Source organism: Rothia sp. HMSC064D08, from assembly GCF_001809525.1.
GTDB classification, from domain to species: Bacteria; Actinomycetota; Actinomycetes; order Actinomycetales; family Micrococcaceae; genus Rothia; species Rothia dentocariosa.
The window spans coordinates 679,378-698,664 of the sequence record NZ_KV797900.1; the positions used below are offsets into that span (position 1 = coordinate 679,378).

Sequence of the window (19,287 nt, forward strand, 5' to 3'; positions counted from 1 at the left end):
ACCCTATAGTTAAAACTTAGGGTAGGAGTACCTAAGAAGGTGTACCCCCTATACTCACGTCTTTCCTCCCAAAAAGCAATAGAAATATCATCTATGACGTTTATTTTCTTAGAGACTTATCGTCATCAAAATCTTGGAGCACGGCAGAATCCCCGAATTTCCACGGAAGATAAACCAACATTTACGGTTCCTTACGACATGCGCACAAAAAAGCCCTGAAGATTACTTCAGGGCTTTCTCAGAGCGGTTGACGAGACTTGAACTCGCGACATCCACCTTGGCAAGGTGGTGCTCTACCAACTGAGCTACAACCGCAATATTCTGTTTTCACAAAATAACGAGCCGGAACCTTCATTCATTCCGACGCGCTCACAGGTAAATACTATACTGTACCGTTTGATAACCCGCAACTCTTACACGCATAAATCTTTTCATGATATTCTCCAGCTCACTATTTTCCTCAGACCTACATCATGCTGACTAGGGCTTATAGACATGAGAGCAAGCACGTATATTTTCTATATGATGCCCTTTACAGGCGTTTAGAGCACGCCAATACGCTGCAGGATGTTACAAGTTCGAGGATTCCTGCCGGCGATGATGCTGATGTCCCAGGTGATGCGCGTGCTCAGCAGAAGACTCAACGGCAGCATCCGCGATGGATTCCGCATGAGAATTACGTTCGGAACCCGTACCGACCCCAGTGCGGCGCTCCCCTTCGCTGGGCGTTACTCCATCCTCAGTCATCTCATCTACCATGCGGATCAAGAACGACTTCGCATAAATAATGCCAAACCCAAAGAGAAGCGCGGCCAGAACCCAAATGACGAAGGTTACCCAGTCCCAGTGACCGCCCAACCAAACCTTCACGCCTATGTAAACTGCCAATGCTACGGCAGACATGATGGCGGCAAATGTTACATCGCGTCGAGTCATGCTTTATCCTCCTCACCAATTTCCAGCCGCTCTTGGGTGTTTTCTAGGGGGCTATCCCCCACCAGGGCTTCGCCTCCCGGCTGGTGTCCGCCTGCTTCACGTTCACGTGCAATCTGTTCATCATCAAACTTAGCTTCATGATACGCCGCGAAATACGCTAAGGCGCTGGCTAACACAATTATCACAATGGTCCAGATAGATCTCACTGCATCCGCAATAGTGGCAATAAGCAACACAATTGATGCATTCGCAAACGCCATCACGGTTCCTTTGCGCAAAGCACGCACAATGTATTTGTTATGGTTCACCTTCACCTCCCACGATGCACGACCGTATAACCAGCATAAGCCGAGAGCCCTACATTCCTCTAGCGCACAATGTGTAGGCGTCTCTTGCGCGCAGAAAAACCCGGTGGCTCGCGCAAACTCGTGAACCACCGAGTTCTTCTTTTCAAAAAAGATACGGCTATGCGTTCGGGCTACGCCCCGAGCTCAGCAGCCAAAGCCCGCACACGGTTGAGAGAAGATTCCTTCCCCAGAATCTCCATGGATTCAAAGAGCGGGGGCGAAATACGCTCACCCGAAACGGCGATACGTACCGGTCCGAATGCCAAACGCGGTTTGATCTCAAGCCCCTCCACGATAGCGGAGCGCAGGGCAGATTCGATACTTGCTGCATCCCAGACTTCGAGGGGTTCAAGTGCCTCTAAAGCGGCAGCAAGAACCTGAGGCGCAGATTCTTTAAGCTGTTTACGGGCGTCATCGGCAATCGTGATCTCTTCATCAGCTTTGAAGAGGAATGCCAGAAGCTTCGGGGCTTCCCCCAAGAGCTGCATACGTTCCTGTACCAAGGGAGCAGCCTCCGTCAGAATCTGCTCTTCACGTGCTGAAAGTTCCTCACCAACAACACCAGCGGCCTGTAGATAGGGCACCAGGCGGTTTCGGAAATCGTCCGCCTCCAAACGACGAATATGATCGCCGTTAATAGCCTCTGCCTTCTTGACGTCAAAACGTGCCGGATTGCCTACCACATCGTGAATGTCGAAGTGAGCCACTAGGTCATCAACTGAGAAAACGTCCTGATCTGCGGATAGTGACCAGCCCAGCAGAGACAGGTAGTTCAGCAGACCTTCTTTAATAAAACCGGCATCGCGCAGCAGGAAGAGATTCGATTCGGGATCGCGCTTCGACAGTTTCTTATTCCCCTGCCCCATCACATAGGGAAGATGCCCAAACTCGGGGATAAATGTGGTAACGCCCGTATCAATCAGTGCCCGGTACAGTGCAATTTGGCGCGGAGTTGAAGACAATAGATCTTCGCCGCGAAGCACGTGGGTTACGCCCATCAAAGCATCGTCCACAGGGTTCACGAAAGTATACAGGGGGTCACCGCTAGAACGCACTACGACGTAGTCCGGGACAGACCCGGCTTTGAAGGTAATCTCACCACGCACAAGGTCGTTGAACGTAATATCCTCATCGGGCATACGCAAACGCCATACGGGCTTACGACCTTCGGCGCGGAAAGCCTCTTTCTGCTCGTCACTCAGGTGACGATCATAGTTATCGTAGCCGAGCTGAGGATCCTGCCCCGCTGCTTTACGGCGTTCCCGCACCTCATCGGGGGTCGAGAAATCCTCATAGACATACCCGCCCTCAATGAGCTTCTCGAAAACCTTCTGGTAAATGTCCTCACGTTTGCGTTCAGACTGACGATACGGTTCATGGGGGCCGCCTACGCCCACACCTTCGTCCCAGTTAATGCCCAGCCAGTGCAGACTGTCGAGCACTTGATTGAACGATTCTTCCGAATCGCGTGCCGCATCGGTATCCTCAATACGGAAAATGAGCTTACCGCCGGTATGGCGCGCATAAGCCCAGTTAAACAGGGCTGTACGTACCATGCCCACGTGCGGGGTTCCGGTCGGTGAAGGACAAAAGCGTACGCGAGTTTCGCGTGGATCGTGCAGATTAGGACCGGGATATTCGGTCATAGTAAGTTTTCTCCTGAACTTGTGTATCTCAAAATCATGCTGCTGTGCGTTCTATAGCGCTGAGGAATCTATGTTTAGCTCTCTCAGCCTAAACTGGGCTCTAACTGCGGATGCGGGTTACCAGGGCCCCAATGCCTTCGACCTCAACCTCGACCTCCTGACCATCACGAAGGACGCTGGTACCCGCAGGGGTTCCGGTCAAGATAATATCTCCTGGAAGAAGCGTAAAGATCTCAGATGCAGCGGACACGAGTTCCGCCACCGAGTAGTGCATATCAGAGGTATTGCCTTCCTGCACTACGTCACCATCAACCCAGCTCGTGATATTCAGCGAGTCGGTATCAAGCTCCGTTTCGATCCAGGGTCCCAGTGGGGTTGAGCCGTCAAAGCTTTTCGCACGAGTCCACTGCGTGTCCGTCTCCATAACGTCACGTGCCGTCAGATCGTTGGCTACGGTGTACCCAAAAACGACCTCATGCACACGTTCCAGCGGCACCGACTTTGCAATACGACCGATAATAACCGCCAGCTCGCCTTCAACGCTGACCGCCTCAGAATACTCGGGGAGAATCACTGGATCACCAGGGCCGACTACCGTCGTATTTGGCTTGATGAAGAACTGTGGGGCAGCAGGAGCCGGGGTACCCGCCCAATTAGCAAGAGCACCAATCACCTTGGAGCGTGGAATGATGGGGGCAAGCAGGCGAACGTCCTCAAGCTGATAAGTCTTCGAGGTGGTTTCAACACCGGAGTAAAACGGATCGCCCGCGAGAACATGCAAAACTTCGCTGCCGTCCTCTCCTTCAACCACACCATAATGAAGATCGTTATCTACGGTAAATCGTGCAATACGCATACCTTCTAGAGTACCAGTCATTCATGCCCCTCTCGATACGCAAAAAAGTGACTTTCCGGTTGAAAAGTAGAGCTTATCGTCGGAAAGTCACTCTCTGCACGTTTCACGGATGCGCCCGGCGCAGTAACCGGGGGTTATTAGACGAGGCGGGTCAGCCAGCCATGACGGTCCTCTACCGTACCGGTCTGAATGCCCACGAGCTCTTCACGCAAGCTCTTGGAAATCTCGCCAAATCCTTCGGAAGCCGCGGGAATCTCAAAATCAGTAGCCTTGAGCTTTCCAATAGGGGCAATGACCGCTGCGGTACCGCAGGCACACACCTCTGTAATATCGCCAGAAGCCACACCGTCACGCCACTCGCTGAGGGTGATGGGGCGTTCCTCAACGGTCATTCCGCGATCCTTCGCCAGCTGCAAAATTGAGGAACGGGTAACGCCCTCTAGAATAGTTCCGGTAAGTTCGGGGGTTACCAACTTATTCTCTTTACCGTAGATGAAGAATACGTTCATGCCGCCCAGCTCTTCAAGAGCATCGTTGCGGTGCGAGTCTTTGAAGATCACCTGTTTACAGCCGTTTTCTTCACCTTCAAGCTGGGCGATCATGGCGGCAGCATAGTTACCGCCGCATTTTGCGGTGCCAGTACCGCCTTCACCAGCGCGAGCATACTTCGTGGACAGCCAAATGTCCACCGGCTCGGGGGTACCGAAGTAGTTGCCAGCAGGCGACCCAATCACGTGATACTCCACGTGACGAGCAGGGCGAACCCCCAGATATGCCTCGGTTGCAATCATAAACGGACGGAAGTAAAACGCCTCTCCCTCACCGCTGGGAACCCATTTTTCGTCTGCCTGTACCAGCTGCTTCAGGGACTCGATAAAGGTCTCTTCGGGCAACTGAGGCAGCGCCATACGATGCGCCGAGCGGTTCAAGCGCGCCGCGTTCTTCTCGGGTCGGAACGTCCACACCGACCCATCCGAATGACGGTAGCCTTTAATACCCTCGAAGATTTCCTGACCATAGTGAAAAACCGCAGCGGCGGGATCTAAGCTGAGCGGACCGTAGGCATGCACCCGCGCGTTCGACCATTCACCGCCGGTTTTATAATCACCGTTCCAGTCGATGCTGACCATATGATCCGTAAAATAGTCGCCAAACCCGGGGTCGGCAAGAATCTCGGCTCGGCGTTCGTCACTCGCGGGGGCGGGGTTCTTTTCACGGCTAAATTCAAGTGCCATGGTGTAATCCTATTCTGTCAATTCTCTCTGCCAATAGCATCGGCGGCGCGAACCTCAAGGTGGGAGGCAGAAGCGGCATCGCTTACGAAGCTCATCAGTGCGGCTTGTGACCACGCCAGCGGACGACGGGGCGGATGTGCCCGTTGCACATGTTTTAGAGTACCTGATGAATAGGCACAACGCACACGCAACCCACCGCCGCCCATATCGTGAAAATCGAAGGCGGGGCGTAAGCTGCCTCAGCCTTAACTAGCTTAGGAACCCTAAGACATCGTTACCAACTTCGTCGGTGCCTCGGGTGCGGGCGCCGTTGGCACGCATATCGGCCTCGACCGCATCCTCAATACGGACCGCCGTCGACTCATAGCCTAGGTGCCGCAGAAGCATTGCTCCCGCGAGGATTGCGGCGGTCGGGTTCGCTTTGTTCTGCCCCGCGATGTCGGGGGCTGAACCATGCACGGGCTCAAACATTGAGGGGAACTCCCCTACCGCGTTAATATTGCCTGAGGCCGCGTAGCCAATACCTCCGGTCACTGCACCCGCCTGATCGGTCAGGATGTCGCCAAACAGGTTATCGGTTACGATCACGTCGAAACGCGAGGGATCGGTGGTCATGAAAATTGTTGCCGCATCAACATGCAGGTAATCGGTTTGCACTTCGGGGAATTCGCGCCCGATCTCTTCAAAAAGACGGGTGTACAAACGACCAGCGTGTACGAGCACATTTGTTTTGTGGATGAGGGTCAGCTTCTTACGGCGGGACTGTGCCAGTTCGAAGGCGTAGCGGATTAGCCGACGAACACCGTGCGCGGTATTGATGGATACTTCGGTTGCGATTTCGGCATCGGTACCGCCGCGAATCGTTCCTCCATTACCCACGTAGGGCCCTTCGGTACCTTCGCGTACCACCACGAAGTCGATCTCTCCGGGATTGCTCAGCGGCGACACTGCCCCCGGGTACAGCCGTGCGGGACGCAGGTTAATGTAATGGTCAAATGAGAAGCGCAGCTTCAAAAGCATTTCACGTTCGATCAGCCCTGAGGGGATCTTGCCGCTGCGCGGATCGGCACCAATAGCGCCGAAAAGAATCGCATCGTGCTGTTTGAGAGACTCCATCGTACTCTCGGGCAGGGTCTCGCCGGTTTTAAGCCAGTGCTCGGCGCCAAGTTTATAGTCGGTGGAATCTACGCGAATAGAGTCAAGCTCGCAGGCGCGTTGAAGCACACGCTGCGCCTCGGTAATAATTTCAGGTCCGATGCCGTCGCCAGCGATCACGGCAAGGTTGATGGAACGTTCAGTAGTCATACCTCTACCCTACTGCTGGCACGAACAATTGCGCAGATTTTAGGCCATGATTCTCAGAGTATGGGCATATATATTCCCGCATAATCTCGCAGTTTTGAGAGGTCTTATTCCAGATTTTGCAGCCTCATGACCTACACGAGTACGTACAAAATTCATCCTTCCGAGTGATTACCTGTTTTGAGGGCGAACGTTACACTTAACCCATGGATCTAACGAGCCGAATTAACAACTACATAGATAGGAACTACCGCTGGTTTAATATCACGGTAGTTGCTTTCATGCAGATGTTTGTTCTGCTCATAGCTCTTGCAATGTCCTATAGGGATAGCGGCATTACTTTTTTCATTGCATGCATCAATACGACCGCCCTTTATTTTCGGTACCGGCATCCTTACGGGGCAATCTGGTTTGTTCTCGTCTCCACCGCTCTCACTCTATTTATTCCGGATGTTTTGCCCGTTCATCTGTATTTTCCGGTAGGCGTAGCGGCTTATCATATCGGCAGGCACTGGAAGAAGAAGCTGCGGGTCCGCATGTTTATTGCGGGCTGGATTGGTGCCTTTGCGGTAGGGGTTCAGCTTTTCGTCATGCTACTTCCGCGGGGCGAACAATTTGCCGCTGTTATAAGCTCGATTATCATTACAACCTTATGCGGTGCGATTTATTCCGTGCTCTGGTTTATCGGTGATTCAAGGCGTACTCGCATTATTCGCCAGGATGAGCTTCGAGAGCGAGCGATGCGCCTCGAATTTGAGCAGGAACAGGAACGGCGTCTTGCGGCACAGGACGAGCGCACCCGCATCGCCCGAGAAATGCACGATATTGTGGCGCATTCACTTTCCAGCATTATCACGCAGGCTGACGGCGCCAGGTATGCCGCAGCCGCGATACGGACCACGACGGCTCAGCCCGCCGAAACGACTAACCTTCAGGAGCATGACGCCTCTATCGCGGAACAGACGCTCGAAACTATTGCGATCACCGCACGCGATTCTCTCACGCAGATGCGTTCCCTTCTGGGGGTTCTTCGTACCGACGAAGACACCATGTACGCTCCAGCGCCTACAATTCACGAAATTCCCGCTCTGGTTGCGCAGGCTCGCAGGTCGGGAGTTAATATCGACTTCGCTGGCATTACCGGTACCATAAACGGCGCCCTCCCTCAGGGAGCTGATCTAGCGGCATATCGTGTAATCCAGGAAGCGCTCACCAATATTGTTAAACACGCCCGCGATGCTGAGATCGTTACCCTTTCGGCTGCGTGGAAACGAGATGGCCTGTATTTGGACGTGTACAACAGCGCTCCGGCTCATCACAACAGCTCGGATGCTCCATATTCCTTTGTGCCGGGCAGCGGTAACGGTCTCTTGGGTATGCGCGAGCGCATCACAATGTATGGCGGAACCCTGCATTACGGCCCGGATCTGCAGGGTGGTTTTAGCGTGAAGGCTTGGCTGCCGTACCGCGAAACGTAACAGGAAGCCAGTATTGTAAAAGTGACAGAACATATTGAAGGAAATCCTATGAACGAACAGATTACCGTGATGCTGGTTGATGACCAGCAACTTGTGCGCGGCGGTTTGAAGATGCTTATCAATTCTCAGCCCGATCTGCAGGTTGTTCTTGAAGCTGATGACGGCGCAGCGGCGGTTGATAGCTATGCCCGTATGGCTGAAGAAGGTACCGCCCCTCAGGTGGTTCTTATGGATGTTCGTATGCCTATTATGGATGGGCTGGAGGCTGCAAAAAGTATTCTAGAGCTCAACGTTCCTGATTCCAGGGTTATTATGCTGACTACCTTCGACGTCGACGAATATGTCTATGCGGCGGTACGTGCCGGGGCAAGCGGTTTTTTGCTGAAGGATGCACCTCCCGAAGAACTTCTGGGGGCGATTCGAACAATACACCGCGGTGATGCGGTGATCGCCCCTTCCGCTACACGCCGCCTGCTGGAACATATGATTCCGGTGTTGGAGGTTCATTCGGAACAGGATTCTGCCAGTGTTGCCCCCACTCCTCAGGAGGAGCCGCAGCTTCTGCACCAAGAACTCATGCAGACTCTTTCTCCGCGTGAGCATGAGGTACTTCGTCTGATTGCGCAGGGTCTTTCCAATGTAGAGATCAGCCGTGCGCTCGTGCTGTCAGAGGCCACGATTAAGACCCACGTCTCCCATGTTCTGGCAAAACTTGATGCCCGCGATAGGGTTCAGGCCGTGATTATGGCGTATGAGGCCGGGATTGTTTCATAGGCTCCTTGTCTACATCTACCGTTGAGGACAGAACCTGTAAAAAGGCTGAAAAATCATTCTTGAGAATGATGAATATCCGTCAAGCCAACATTTACGGTTATACAGTAGACTGATATTTATGATGTAGTACGCCACAGGATTTTTTACATGATCTCCTCTCTGCTCTCGTTGATATATGCAAATCTGCGCGCATCTTGGCGTAAATATATTTTGACGGGGCTGGGCATTGCGGTTGCAGCTTTTTTCCTGAGTGCCGTGCTTCTTCTCAATACAATCATTTCCGCCACATATGTGGAGCACTACGGCAATCAGGTACGTAACAGCGATGCGGTTGTTGCTACCAACATCTCGGGGCAAGCCAAGGAGAACTCGTCAGGCGCTCTTTCGGTTGAGGAAGTTGAAGATATCCGTAATAGCCCCCAGGTGGCTGGTATCCGGGAAGACTCGGTAGTTTCATCTATGTATCATGACGCACCGGGCGACCCTGTGCCCTATGCGCTTTCGCAAGCTCCCACTGACCCGGATTTGTTTCCTTATCAGGTACAGGGGCGAATGCCACAGAATGATCATGAAATTCTGCTCCCAGAGTCGCTTCGTGAGTCTTTGCATCTCAATATAGGCGATAAATTTCACGGCATTGACCCGGTCACAACAATAAAGCTGCCCACTCCCACATCCATTACAAATTTTGAGGGCGGCACACTATCTTTAGAAGATTCCTTGCCCACCAAGGAATATACGATCACTGGTACTTTCCACTCTCCGCCCCTGGGATCTGAAGATTCAATAACAGTTTTTGCCGGTGGCACTATGCTGACAACGACATCTAAAATTGCTCATCGCGAGCATAAAACAAATATTGTTCATGATGCACATATAGTTGCGGTCAAGCTTCGTGAGGGTGTTTCGGTTGAAGATTTTAAGCGGGAATTTACCGCGCACCACGGCGATCATGGGTATGTAGTGCCAGCGCATGAATATGCCCACAAATTAGAACCGGACATAGGTTTTGCCAATGATCTGCTCACCGCAGCCCTTTTAGGTCTGGCAGCATTAGCCCTCATGGTCTCTGCTTTTGTTATCACCAATACATTTAGCGTGTTGCTTTCTCAGCGCACCCGCGAGCTCGCTCTGCTGCGTACTTTAGGAGCCAGCCGCCCCAATCTTCTCACTATAGTGCTGGCAGAATCTACGGTTTTGGGAGTTCTCGCAGCTTCTTTAGGTATTACACTTGCCTACGCTCTTTGGGCGGTTATCACGTCGTGGGCCGCTCATACATTGGTTTTCACTTTTTCCCTGGTCCCTTTGGGAGTTACTCTGCCAGTGTGTGTTGCCGTCACCTGGATCGCCGCTCTCAAACCCGCCTATGCAGCATCAAAAGTATCGCCTGTGCAAGGGCTTCGTGATGGCGTAATACAGCAGGTTTCTACCTACGGTAAGCGTCAGGGGGTTATCGCTCTGTTATTGCTTGTGGCGGGTATTACGGCGTATGCAGTCTTCATGAGTAAATCCTCTGAGCACGTACCTGATGGCATGGAGGGCACCCATAGCGTTCAAGTGCTTGTTGTAGGTATTATTGCTGCTGCTCTCTTATGCTTTGCTATTTTGACGGCAGCCCATAAAATACTTTCACCGCTCGTGAAGTTCTGGTCCTCTCTGATAGCGCGTACCCTAACGGGGTCTATCGCGTGTAAAAATGCACTGCGTTCTCCGGCACGTATGGTATCGACCGGGCGAGCCCTCCTCGTAGGAATGATGCTTATAGCTATGGTGCTTACAGGTTATGTGACCCTTAAGGCATCTGTCACAAGCTTTATACAGCAGACAGACCATCCGGCAGCGGTTCTAACGTTTAATGGCTCCAAGGATACGGAGGGTAACTCCTCTACTGCACGCAATTCTCAGAATTCTGAATCCACTGCAGAACGGTATATGCACCAGGCACAGGATGCGCAGCGCAGGGTCCAAGAATTGCCGTCCGTGCAGTCTGAAGCGTTTATACAATATGCGGGAAACCTCACCTGCGATGATGATTCTCATACTCCCACAACTTCAGATGGGCCGGTGAATGAAGCAAACAGTAATCCCAGTGCTGCAGCTGGCACTCCTGACCATACTGATCTTCCCGCTGCCTATGCGGTTTCACCCCAGGATATTGACATAGTATTGCCTGGTACCTCCGAAACGATATTGCAGGGTGATGTGGTGGTTCTGCCTCGCTCAGAACAACATGCCTTGCAAGGGCATAAGCCACCTAGTTTTACACTTCATGGACCGCGTGGAGACGTACGACTTACTGCGGTGTACTCACAAACTGATGACCATACCCCCTATATCTCACGTGAGACCGCCGCCAAGGTACAGGATCTTGATCATCCCCAGCTTCTTGAAGGTTCTTCTTCCACTGGAGAGTCCTATGTGGTAGTGCGCGCCAAACAAGGATTGAGTTCTGATGAAAGTACAGAATTACGGAATGATCTAACGGATATTTCCCGTACAACACACGGGTTATATCTCGCGGGCATTCTAGAGATGCGCGCTGCTGTCGAAATTTCCCTTATCGTTATCATGTACGCCATTCTGGCTATTATTGCTCTTATGGTGCTGATTTCGGTGTTAGGGGTAAGTAATACCTTGATGCTCTCAGCCCATGAACGAAGCCGCGAAAATGCGCTCCTCCGCACTCTAGGGCTTTCTCGTCAGCAATTACGTTCCGCCATCATGATGGAAGCTATTCTTATCACGCTCTCAGCGCTGCTGGTTGCTCTCATCGGCGGCACGCTTGCCGGGTTTATCCTGACACGCGCTATCACGCCACAGAACATTGAGATCATCTACCGAATTCCCCTGACGGAATACTGTATAGCATTCTTCGGCGCTTTAGGACTTGCTGTCTTAGCTTCGTGGGTTCCCTCCGTACGCGCCTCAAAAGTCTCACCAGTTCAGGCGCTTCGAGAAGACTGAGTCTGTGCAGATTCTATGCAGCATATAAAAATTACTACCTGTACCAAGTATTTAATAGAACACATTCCTACTTAATATATTATTCTCGCATACATTCCTGAGAAAGTACTCTACTTATAATATTGCCTGTATTTTCACTAACTTTACCTTGAAAATAGTTACGGTTATTTTAGAGACAGAACTCCAGAAATCACCCAAAAGTATGATAAAACCTCCCACAGGTTTTCATTCTAGTTTGGGATAATTGGTGTTATGACTACTACATTAGATACTTCTGTTAAACCAGCTGTTACCGCCCAAAACCTGAGCAAGACTTACGGCACAGGTGAAGCGACGGTACATGCCCTCAATAACGTAACAGTTTCTTTCGAACAGGGTAAATTTACCGCTATTATGGGGCCTTCCGGCTCCGGTAAATCTACCCTTATGCAGACTTTGGCAACCCTAGATACCCCGGATGTTAACCCCAACACCAGCATCAAAATTGCCGATACCGAGCTATACGGTCGGCGAGATAAAGAGTTAACCGAGTTTCGTCGCGAACATATCGGCTTTATTTTCCAGGCTTTCAACCTGGTACCAACCCTCACCGCCGGACAGAATATCGACTTGCCGCTCGGCCTGGCAGGCAAAAAGCCTGATCCTATTTGGCGCGATTATCTTGTGGAGACTTTGGGTCTAACAAAACGGCTCAGCCACCGTCCCGAACAGCTCTCCGGTGGTCAGCAACAACGCGTCGCCATCGTACGCGCACTACTCTCCCGCCCGGACGTCGTATTCGCCGACGAGCCCACCGGCAACCTCGATTCAAACTCTGGCACCGAAGTACTCAAGCTCCTGCGAACCGCAGCGACCGAGCATCAGCAAACCATCCTCATGGTGACCCACGATGCACACGCAGCATCCTACGCAGACCGTGTAGTCTTCCTCAAAGACGGTGCCATAGCTGGCGAAATGCTCAAACCTACCCACGATGCTGTTCTAAACGCCATGGGACAGTTGGAAGGTGAATAACATTGGCTACAACGCTTAATACGGTGGGACGCGCTAATTTACGCGCGTCTAAAGGAAAATATATTCTTACTGGAATCGGTATCGCAATTTCTTCATTTTTTATTGCTGCCGTTATTGTATTAGTCAGCTCTCTGCAGGGAACTCTAAATGCATCGGTAAATGGCATTCTTTCCAAAGCAGATAACGTTGTTGTCTCTTCCTATGCGCGCGATAACTCTAACACTGAAGCAAATATCTATCTGGATGAAGAGAGCATCAAAAATATTCAGAATGATGATTCAGTCGATCAGTCGTGGATCGTCTACCAGGGTCGGGGTAAGTTTGGTCCAGATAAAACTCAAGTTTCTTATACCCAAGCGCCTAACAGTGCAGATCTTTTTCCCTTCGACTTTGAAGGTAAATTGCCGACCTCAGACACCGAGCTGATGGTCTCGAAAGATTTTGCACAAAAGCATAATCTTCAACTTAATTCTAAGGTCAGTTCCCCCGATGTAGTCGCGTCGATCTCTGACCCAAATACAGGAACTACGCGCGAGTACACCATCACCGGTATTTTTGATGTCGGATTCTCAGGCTCCGATACGAATAATGCTATGTTTATTGGCGGAACTTCCTATGGGGAGGCAGCTAACAAGGCGCTCAAAAATGCTGGGGGTGCTTCTTCTGCAAACTACGCCGTTCCCGGTGCCAGCATGGCATACGTCAAGTTCAAAGGAACGGACGACGCCGCTGCTCGCGCAGAGCTGCAGAAGAAACTCAACACGGGTAACAAAAAAACTGAGCCTTCTGTTATGTCCGGTCCTGAGTACATGGAGGTTGTAAAGAAACAGCTCTCCACGATATTCACGTTCCTCGGTGTCATCTTAGGCGCCTTTGCCGCATTAGCGCTGTTGGTTTCTTCGTTCGTTATCTCGAATACCTTTGCGGTTCTCGTGGGACAGCGCATCCGCGAACTGGCGTTGTTACGTACTCTAGGGGCACAGGGCTCGTCCTTGGTACGTATGCTTGTGGTTGAATCGCTTGTTGTGGGCGTCATTTTCTCCACTATCGGCGCGGTTCTCGTGTATCCGATCGCGGCGTTGCTGAGTGCGCTATCCAATAATAGTTTCATGGTTTCTTACGATCCGATGGCTTTTGTTGTCGGTGTTGTACTGTGCACCTTGGTCACGGTTATTGCCTCGCTTGCTCCGGCGCGTACCGCTTTGAAGATTTCTCCCATCAGCGCGATGGGCGAAACTACGGCTCAGGCGGTCAAGAAGCCGAACATCGCAGGCCTTATTGCGGGTCTTGTTATCGGTGCTGGCGGCGGTGCACTCATGATCGTTGCGTTCAACACCATCACGCAGAATAACGATAGCTCAAATGCAGGAACCTCTGTTCTTCTCGTTATGATTGCCGCGCTTCTGCTGGGCATTGCGGTCTTTATGCTGACCCCGTGGCTTCTTCTGCCCCTTGTTCGTGTCCTGGGCTCAGTCTTCCGCAACCAGACCGGAAAATTGGCGGTAGCAAATGCACTGCGTTCCCCGAAACGTACCGTTTCGACCGGGCGTGCGGTCCTGGTAGGCGCACTTGTCGTCACTACAGTACTGACCGGATATTCCATCATGACATCCACCGTGGCGAACGCGATGGATAAGCTATACCCGATCTCTGCGGCAGCCACCTACGGTACCGGACCTACAGCAGGATCTGAGAGCGTCAATAAGGCGCGCTCTGTCGCTGATAAAGTTCGCGGTTTGGAAAACGTCGATAGTGTTGCTGTGGCTTCTGCAGCGGGTACCGTTGATTTCACGGTTCCTCCGAAAGACGGTGGTGAAGCACAGAATCGCACCGAGAATCTGGTAGCACTCAGCCACGACGATCTCACAAAGGTCATTCCGACTGAAGGGTCACATCAGCTCGAAGATGATACCGTGCTTGTCTCGGCTGCCCTTTATGATAATGCCCACTTCAATGACTCCACTCGCCTTAAAGCACGTGGTCCTCTGGGGACGGTAGAGTTAAAACCCATCAAGTCCACCAGCAACAATATGTCGCTATATATTGTGAATCCCACGACCGGTGCCAAGCTGCAGAACGCCTCAGATCCAAAGCCTCTGCTGGATTCATCACAGGCTCCTGAAAACGCTCAAGTTCCTGCAGAAGCTGCCCCGGATGCTGGGGAGCAGAGCTCTGCTGCATCATCGACAAGTGGGGCTACCGGTGCCCAGACTATGGTGCTCGTTCACGCCAAGTCACCGCTTTCCTCAAGTGCAAACTCGACTCTTCAGGAACAGCTCACCAAGGCTAATGACGGTAACGAATTCACCGGTGGTTTGCAGGGACGCCAGCAATTTGATCAGATTATGATGATCATGCTGATCTTCACATTAGTTCTTCTTGCCCTGGCCGTAGTCATCTCGATTATCGGTGTAGCCAATACGATGACTTTGTCGGTGAACGAGCGTCGCCGCGAGAATGCGATGCTTCGCTCACTGGGTCTCTCCCGCAAACAGCTGCGTCGCATGATTTCAGCCGAGGCAATTCTGATTACCTTAGGAGCCGTGATCCTAGGCATCCTCGCGGGTGTTGGAATTGGTATTGCCGCCGCTAAGGTTGTGATTGCAGGTACCAGTTCTTCTACTGAAGTCGTCATTGATCTTCCTTACCTTGGATTGTTCTTTGTTCTGCTGGTAGGTCTGGTATCGGCGTTCGTTGCCTCGATATTACCAGCGGCCCGATCGGCCCGTCTCTCCCCTGTGGAGGGCATGCGAGGCTAGTCGATTGGCGAAATAACCTGCATCGAAAAGGGCGAACTCCCCACATTAGGGAGTTTGCCCTTTTTATGTGGTTCGCGCTCCCGAGTTATTTTTACGTGTAGAAGTCCCGGATATAAAACTTAGAAAACCCACTTTTATAGATCTAAATAGTCTATATATTCTTACTTTCTAGGGATCAAAATACTGTCCATAATTATTGCATAGACTCTAAATTTTTTATTTTAATTATTTTTCTTCTTCGTGGGTATTTTCATCCTTAAGGAGGCTTGCTTTTTTCAATCCCTAGTATTTCTCATCCAAAAGTATGAGTGCCATTTATTTTGCCTTCAAGAATTTCAGCTCAAAGGATGACAAATGTCAGGGGATATATTTTTGCAATCTTGAAACAATTAAATCATGAGCACATCAACAATTCCCGCATACGAACCTGCGGTAGCAACACGTAATCTGTCCAAGACCTACGGCACGGGCGAAGCCATCGTTCATGCCCTTAACAATGTGAGCATCGACTTCGAGTACGGCAAGTTCACCGCCATCATGGGGCCTTCCGGCTCTGGTAAATCAACCCTAATGCAAACTCTCGCCACGCTCGATACTCCAGATCGTAATCCAGAGACGATTATTCGCATCGGCGATACCGACCTCTACGGACAAAAAGACAATCAGCTTACCGAATTCCGCCGTGAGCATGTCGGGTTCATTTTCCAGGCATTCAACCTAGTTCCAACCCTTACCGCCGGGCAGAACATCGATTTGCCGCTCGGCTTGGCCGGTAAAAAGCCCGATTCGGTGTGGCGCGACTACCTTGTTCAAACCCTAGGGCTGCAAAAACGTCTGGATCACCGTCCCGAACAACTCTCCGGCGGTCAACAGCAACGCGTCGCTATTGTGCGTGCGTTGCTCTCCCGTCCGGACGTCGTCTTCGCCGACGAACCCACCGGCAACCTCGATTCAAACTCCGGAGCTGAGGTCCTGCGGCTTCTTCGGGATGCGGCAACCGAGCACCAGCAAACTATCCTCATGGTCACGCACGATGCGCACGCTGCCTCCTACGCAGACCGCGTGGTCTTCCTCAAAGACGGCATGATTGCTGGCGAAATGCTTAATCCCACCCACGACGCGGTGCTTCAGGCTATGGGCCAGTTGGAAGGTGAATAACATTGGCTGCAACGCTTAATACGGTGGCGCGGGCGAACCTGCGCGCCTCCAAGAAGAAATATATTCTCACGGGTATTGGTATTGCCATTTCGTCGTTCTTCATTTCGGCGGTGCTAATGCTTACCTCCTCGCTTCAGGCGACGCTGGATGCGACCATTGGCGATATCTACGCTAACTCCCAAAACGTGGTGATTTCTGCGGGTATGGAGAGCCAAGGCGCGAACTCCACCGCTAAGTTGCCGATGTCCAATGACACGATTAAGAAGCTTCAGGAGTCCCCAGAGGTTAGCTCATCCTGGATTCTATACGCTTTTTCCGGCACCTACGGGGCCGATAAAGAGAAGGTAACATACGCTTCTACACCGTCGTCAAAGGACCTTTCGCCCTTCAATATTGAGGGGAATCTCCCGTCTAAAGATACAGAACTCCTGGTTGCTAAGAGTTTCGCTGAGAAACACAATCTGAAAATCGGTGATAAGGTGACCATGCCTAATATTGTCACCTCAGCTACCGATAAGGACAATGCGAAAGACACCGAGTATACCCTCACGGCTACTTTCAACACCGGTATCTCAGATTCGCAGATGAGCGACAATATTTTCATTGGTGGCACCAGCCTTGCGGATATCGCGCGTCAGCTTGCCGATGAAGAGGGTGGGATCGTCTCAGACCCCTCCAAACCCATGGCACCTCAGGCCTTCATTAAGCTCAAGAATAATACCCAGGAATCGCGCGATGCCCTGCAGAAAGAGCTGAACACCGGCGATAAGAACACCACCCCCAAGGTGCTCTCTAACACGCAGATGATGGACCACCTCAAGAAGCAGCTCTCATCACTCTTCGACGCACTGGGTACTATCCTCATTGCCTTCGCAATTCTGGCTCTGCTGGTTTCCTCATTCGTCATTTCGAACACTTTCGCGGTGCTGGTGGGCCAACGGACTCGTGAGCTCGCCTTACTGCGCACCCTTGGTGCCCGCGGTGGTTCGCTGGTGCGAATGCTGCTTATGGAGTCGCTAGTGATTGGCCTGTTCTTCTCCATTATTGGTTCGGCGGCGGTGTATGCAGTCGGCGGGATTTTGAACGCAATGTTCAGCACGTTTATTGTCAGTTTCTCCCCCGTAGCGTTTATTGTGGGTGTGCTCATGTGCACCGTTGTGACCGTGCTCGCCTCACTCGTCCCGGCCCGTACTGCCCTGCGCATCTCCCCCATTAGCGCCATGAGCGCAAACACCGAGCAGGCCGTGAAGAAGCCCAGCATCATTGGGGGAATCATCGGCGTCGTCTTCGCCATTGCGGGCGGTATTCTCACCGCCGTCGCGCTGAAGGATAATAACGGCGGCACTGCCATTACCACCATCATGTGGGCGTGCCTCTTCTACGCGTTGGCGGTATTCCTGCTCACCCCGTGGATCCTGCTGCCGCTCGTTCGGATTATTGGGTCGGTACTGCGCGGGCAGACCGGTAAACTCGCATTGGCGAACTCCCTGCGCTCGCCCAAACGCACCGTTTCAACCGGGCGCGCCGTGCTGGTGGGAACCCTGGTGATTGGCATCGTGCTAACTGGCCACTCGGTTTTGAGCACATCCATCGCCAAAGAGCTGGATAGGCTATACCCGGTAACAGCGTACGCACCGTTCGGTGAGTCCACCGTGACCAATAGCAGTGCAAGCGTGACCAAGGCAAAGAACGTGGCCGATAAGATTAAGGGCCTTAAAAACGTTGAAGCCGTTAGTGTTGGCTCGGCTGCGGGCGTAATCGAATACACCGCAAAACCCGATAATGCAGACTCCATTAACCTCAAAGACAATGTGATGTCCCTGAGCAATGACGACCTGCACAAGGTATCCACCGGCGATTCCAACATTAACCTGAAGGACGACGAGGTGCTCGTACCCCAGGATATTTGGGACTTGGGCAAGTTCGATAACAACACCCGTCTGAAGCTCACCGGGCCGCTGGGAACGGTCGAGGCCAAACCCATTAAGGCAGAGACCAAAGAGCCGTTCTTCGTGGTGAACCCGGCAACCGGTGCTAAGGTGCAGGATGCCTCCAACCCGCAGCCAGCCACTAGTGAGCAGGCTATGCCGGAAGACCCCGCCGCACAGGAAGCGCTCATGAAGGCTGCCAAGGAAAACCCGGCCCTGGCACGCAGCTTTGCGGCACGCGGTACCGCAACTATGGTGCTCATGCGGGCAAAGACCCCGCTCACCAGCTCCGATAACAGCCAGCTGCAGAGCGAGCTTGCTAAGGCAAATGACGGAACCGAGTTCCAGGGCGGACTGAGTATTCGTAAGAGTAACGATCAGAATCTGAGTATTATGCTCAATGCGTCCCTGATCCTGCTGACACTGGCAGTCGTTATTGCGGTGATTGGTGTGGCAAACACTATGACCCTGTCGGTGAACGAGCGCCGCCGCGAGAACGCGATGCTCCGCTCACTGGGCCTGTCCCGCAAGCAGCTGCGCCGCATGGTCTCAACCGAAGCCGTCATGATCACCCTCGGAGCGCTGGCGATGGGCATCGTCTCAGGCGTACTCATTGGTTTAGTTCTTTCACGAGTACTGGTGCGGTCCATACGTGAATCCATGGAAATGGTACCGGCCCTGCCAATTACTGGCATGGTACTCGTGTTGGTAGTGGGCCTACTCGCCGCATTCGCGGCATCGGCCATCCCGGCCTTCCGGTCGGCACGGCAATCCCCAGTGGAGGGGCTAAGGTCCCGCTAACCTCATAAGGATCCCCGGAAGGGGAAAAGCCCCCGGTGCTTTTGTCGGTTGGAGCCGGGGGCTTCTTCCTGCCCTCACAGCAGTAGCCC

General features: G+C 52.3%; 13 protein-coding genes and 1 tRNA gene. 7 read left to right on the plus strand and 7 right to left on the minus strand.

Annotation, left to right across the window (positions count from 1 at the left end; all coding sequences use genetic code 11):
- Positions 1–242 precede the first annotated feature (242 nt).
- The 7 genes from HMPREF2625_RS09660 to HMPREF2625_RS09690 all read right to left on the minus strand — a co-directional run bounded on the left by HMPREF2625_RS09660 (position 243) and on the right by HMPREF2625_RS09690 (position 6,325).
- Positions 243–315: transfer RNA gene (locus HMPREF2625_RS09660), tRNA-Gly, on the minus strand.
- A 255-nt stretch (positions 316–570) separates the two neighbouring features.
- Complete coding sequence (locus HMPREF2625_RS09665; RefSeq protein ID WP_070524194.1) at positions 571–936, minus strand: hypothetical protein; 366 nt, start codon at positions 934–936, stop codon at positions 571–573.
- Entirely contained in the window at positions 933–1,244 is a 312-nt protein-coding gene (locus HMPREF2625_RS09670) for a hypothetical protein (RefSeq protein WP_238382419.1), read from the minus strand. The genes HMPREF2625_RS09665 and HMPREF2625_RS09670 overlap by 4 nt, the downstream gene beginning before the upstream one ends.
- A 170-nt stretch (positions 1,245–1,414) precedes the next feature.
- Positions 1,415–2,929 carry a glutamate--tRNA ligase gene (gene gltX / locus HMPREF2625_RS09675; protein ID WP_070524197.1) on the minus strand — a complete coding sequence of 505 codons (1,515 nt, stop codon included), beginning with the start codon at positions 2,927–2,929 and terminating at the stop codon, positions 1,415–1,417.
- Positions 2,930–3,029: 100 nt separating this feature from the next.
- Positions 3,030–3,785 (minus strand): fumarylacetoacetate hydrolase family protein, encoded by a 756-nt coding sequence (locus HMPREF2625_RS09680; protein ID WP_048755319.1) that lies wholly within the window; start codon positions 3,783–3,785, stop codon positions 3,030–3,032.
- A gap of 137 nt (positions 3,786–3,922) precedes the next feature.
- On the minus strand, positions 3,923–5,020 hold the full coding sequence (locus tag HMPREF2625_RS09685) for a branched-chain amino acid aminotransferase (RefSeq protein ID WP_048755228.1): 1,098 nt from the start codon (positions 5,018–5,020) through the stop codon (positions 3,923–3,925).
- 249 nt (positions 5,021–5,269) lie between these two features.
- Entirely contained in the window at positions 5,270–6,325 is a 1,056-nt protein-coding gene (locus HMPREF2625_RS09690; protein WP_048755227.1) for a 3-isopropylmalate dehydrogenase, read from the minus strand.
- Between the two features lie 278 nt (positions 6,326–6,603).
- Between HMPREF2625_RS09690 and HMPREF2625_RS09695 the strand changes: the two genes are divergently transcribed.
- The 7 genes from HMPREF2625_RS09695 (at position 6,604) to HMPREF2625_RS09725 (ending at position 19,198) form a co-directional block, all read left to right on the plus strand.
- Complete coding sequence (locus HMPREF2625_RS09695) at positions 6,604–7,800, plus strand: sensor histidine kinase (RefSeq protein WP_239664793.1); 1,197 nt, start codon at positions 6,604–6,606, stop codon at positions 7,798–7,800.
- Between the two features lie 48 nt (positions 7,801–7,848).
- Positions 7,849–8,574: a response regulator gene (locus HMPREF2625_RS09700; protein ID WP_048755225.1), complete on the plus strand. Its 726-nt coding sequence runs from the start codon at positions 7,849–7,851 to the stop codon at positions 8,572–8,574.
- Between the two features lie 147 nt (positions 8,575–8,721).
- Entirely contained in the window at positions 8,722–11,538 is a 2,817-nt protein-coding gene (locus tag HMPREF2625_RS09705) for an ABC transporter permease (RefSeq protein WP_048755224.1), read from the plus strand.
- A gap of 252 nt (positions 11,539–11,790) precedes the next feature.
- Positions 11,791–12,552 carry an ABC transporter ATP-binding protein gene (locus HMPREF2625_RS09710; RefSeq protein ID WP_070524199.1) on the plus strand — a complete coding sequence of 254 codons (762 nt, stop codon included), beginning with the start codon at positions 11,791–11,793 and terminating at the stop codon, positions 12,550–12,552.
- 2 nt (positions 12,553–12,554) lie between these two features.
- Positions 12,555–15,311 carry an ABC transporter permease gene (locus HMPREF2625_RS09715; RefSeq protein ID WP_070524201.1) on the plus strand — a complete coding sequence of 919 codons (2,757 nt, stop codon included), beginning with the start codon at positions 12,555–12,557 and terminating at the stop codon, positions 15,309–15,311.
- Between the two features lie 396 nt (positions 15,312–15,707).
- Positions 15,708–16,469, plus strand: coding sequence for an ABC transporter ATP-binding protein (locus HMPREF2625_RS09720; protein ID WP_048755222.1), 762 nt, complete (start codon positions 15,708–15,710; stop codon positions 16,467–16,469).
- A gap of 2 nt (positions 16,470–16,471) precedes the next feature.
- Complete coding sequence (locus HMPREF2625_RS09725; RefSeq protein WP_070524203.1) at positions 16,472–19,198, plus strand: ABC transporter permease; 2,727 nt, start codon at positions 16,472–16,474, stop codon at positions 19,196–19,198.
- Positions 19,199–19,287: the final 89 nt, after the last annotated feature.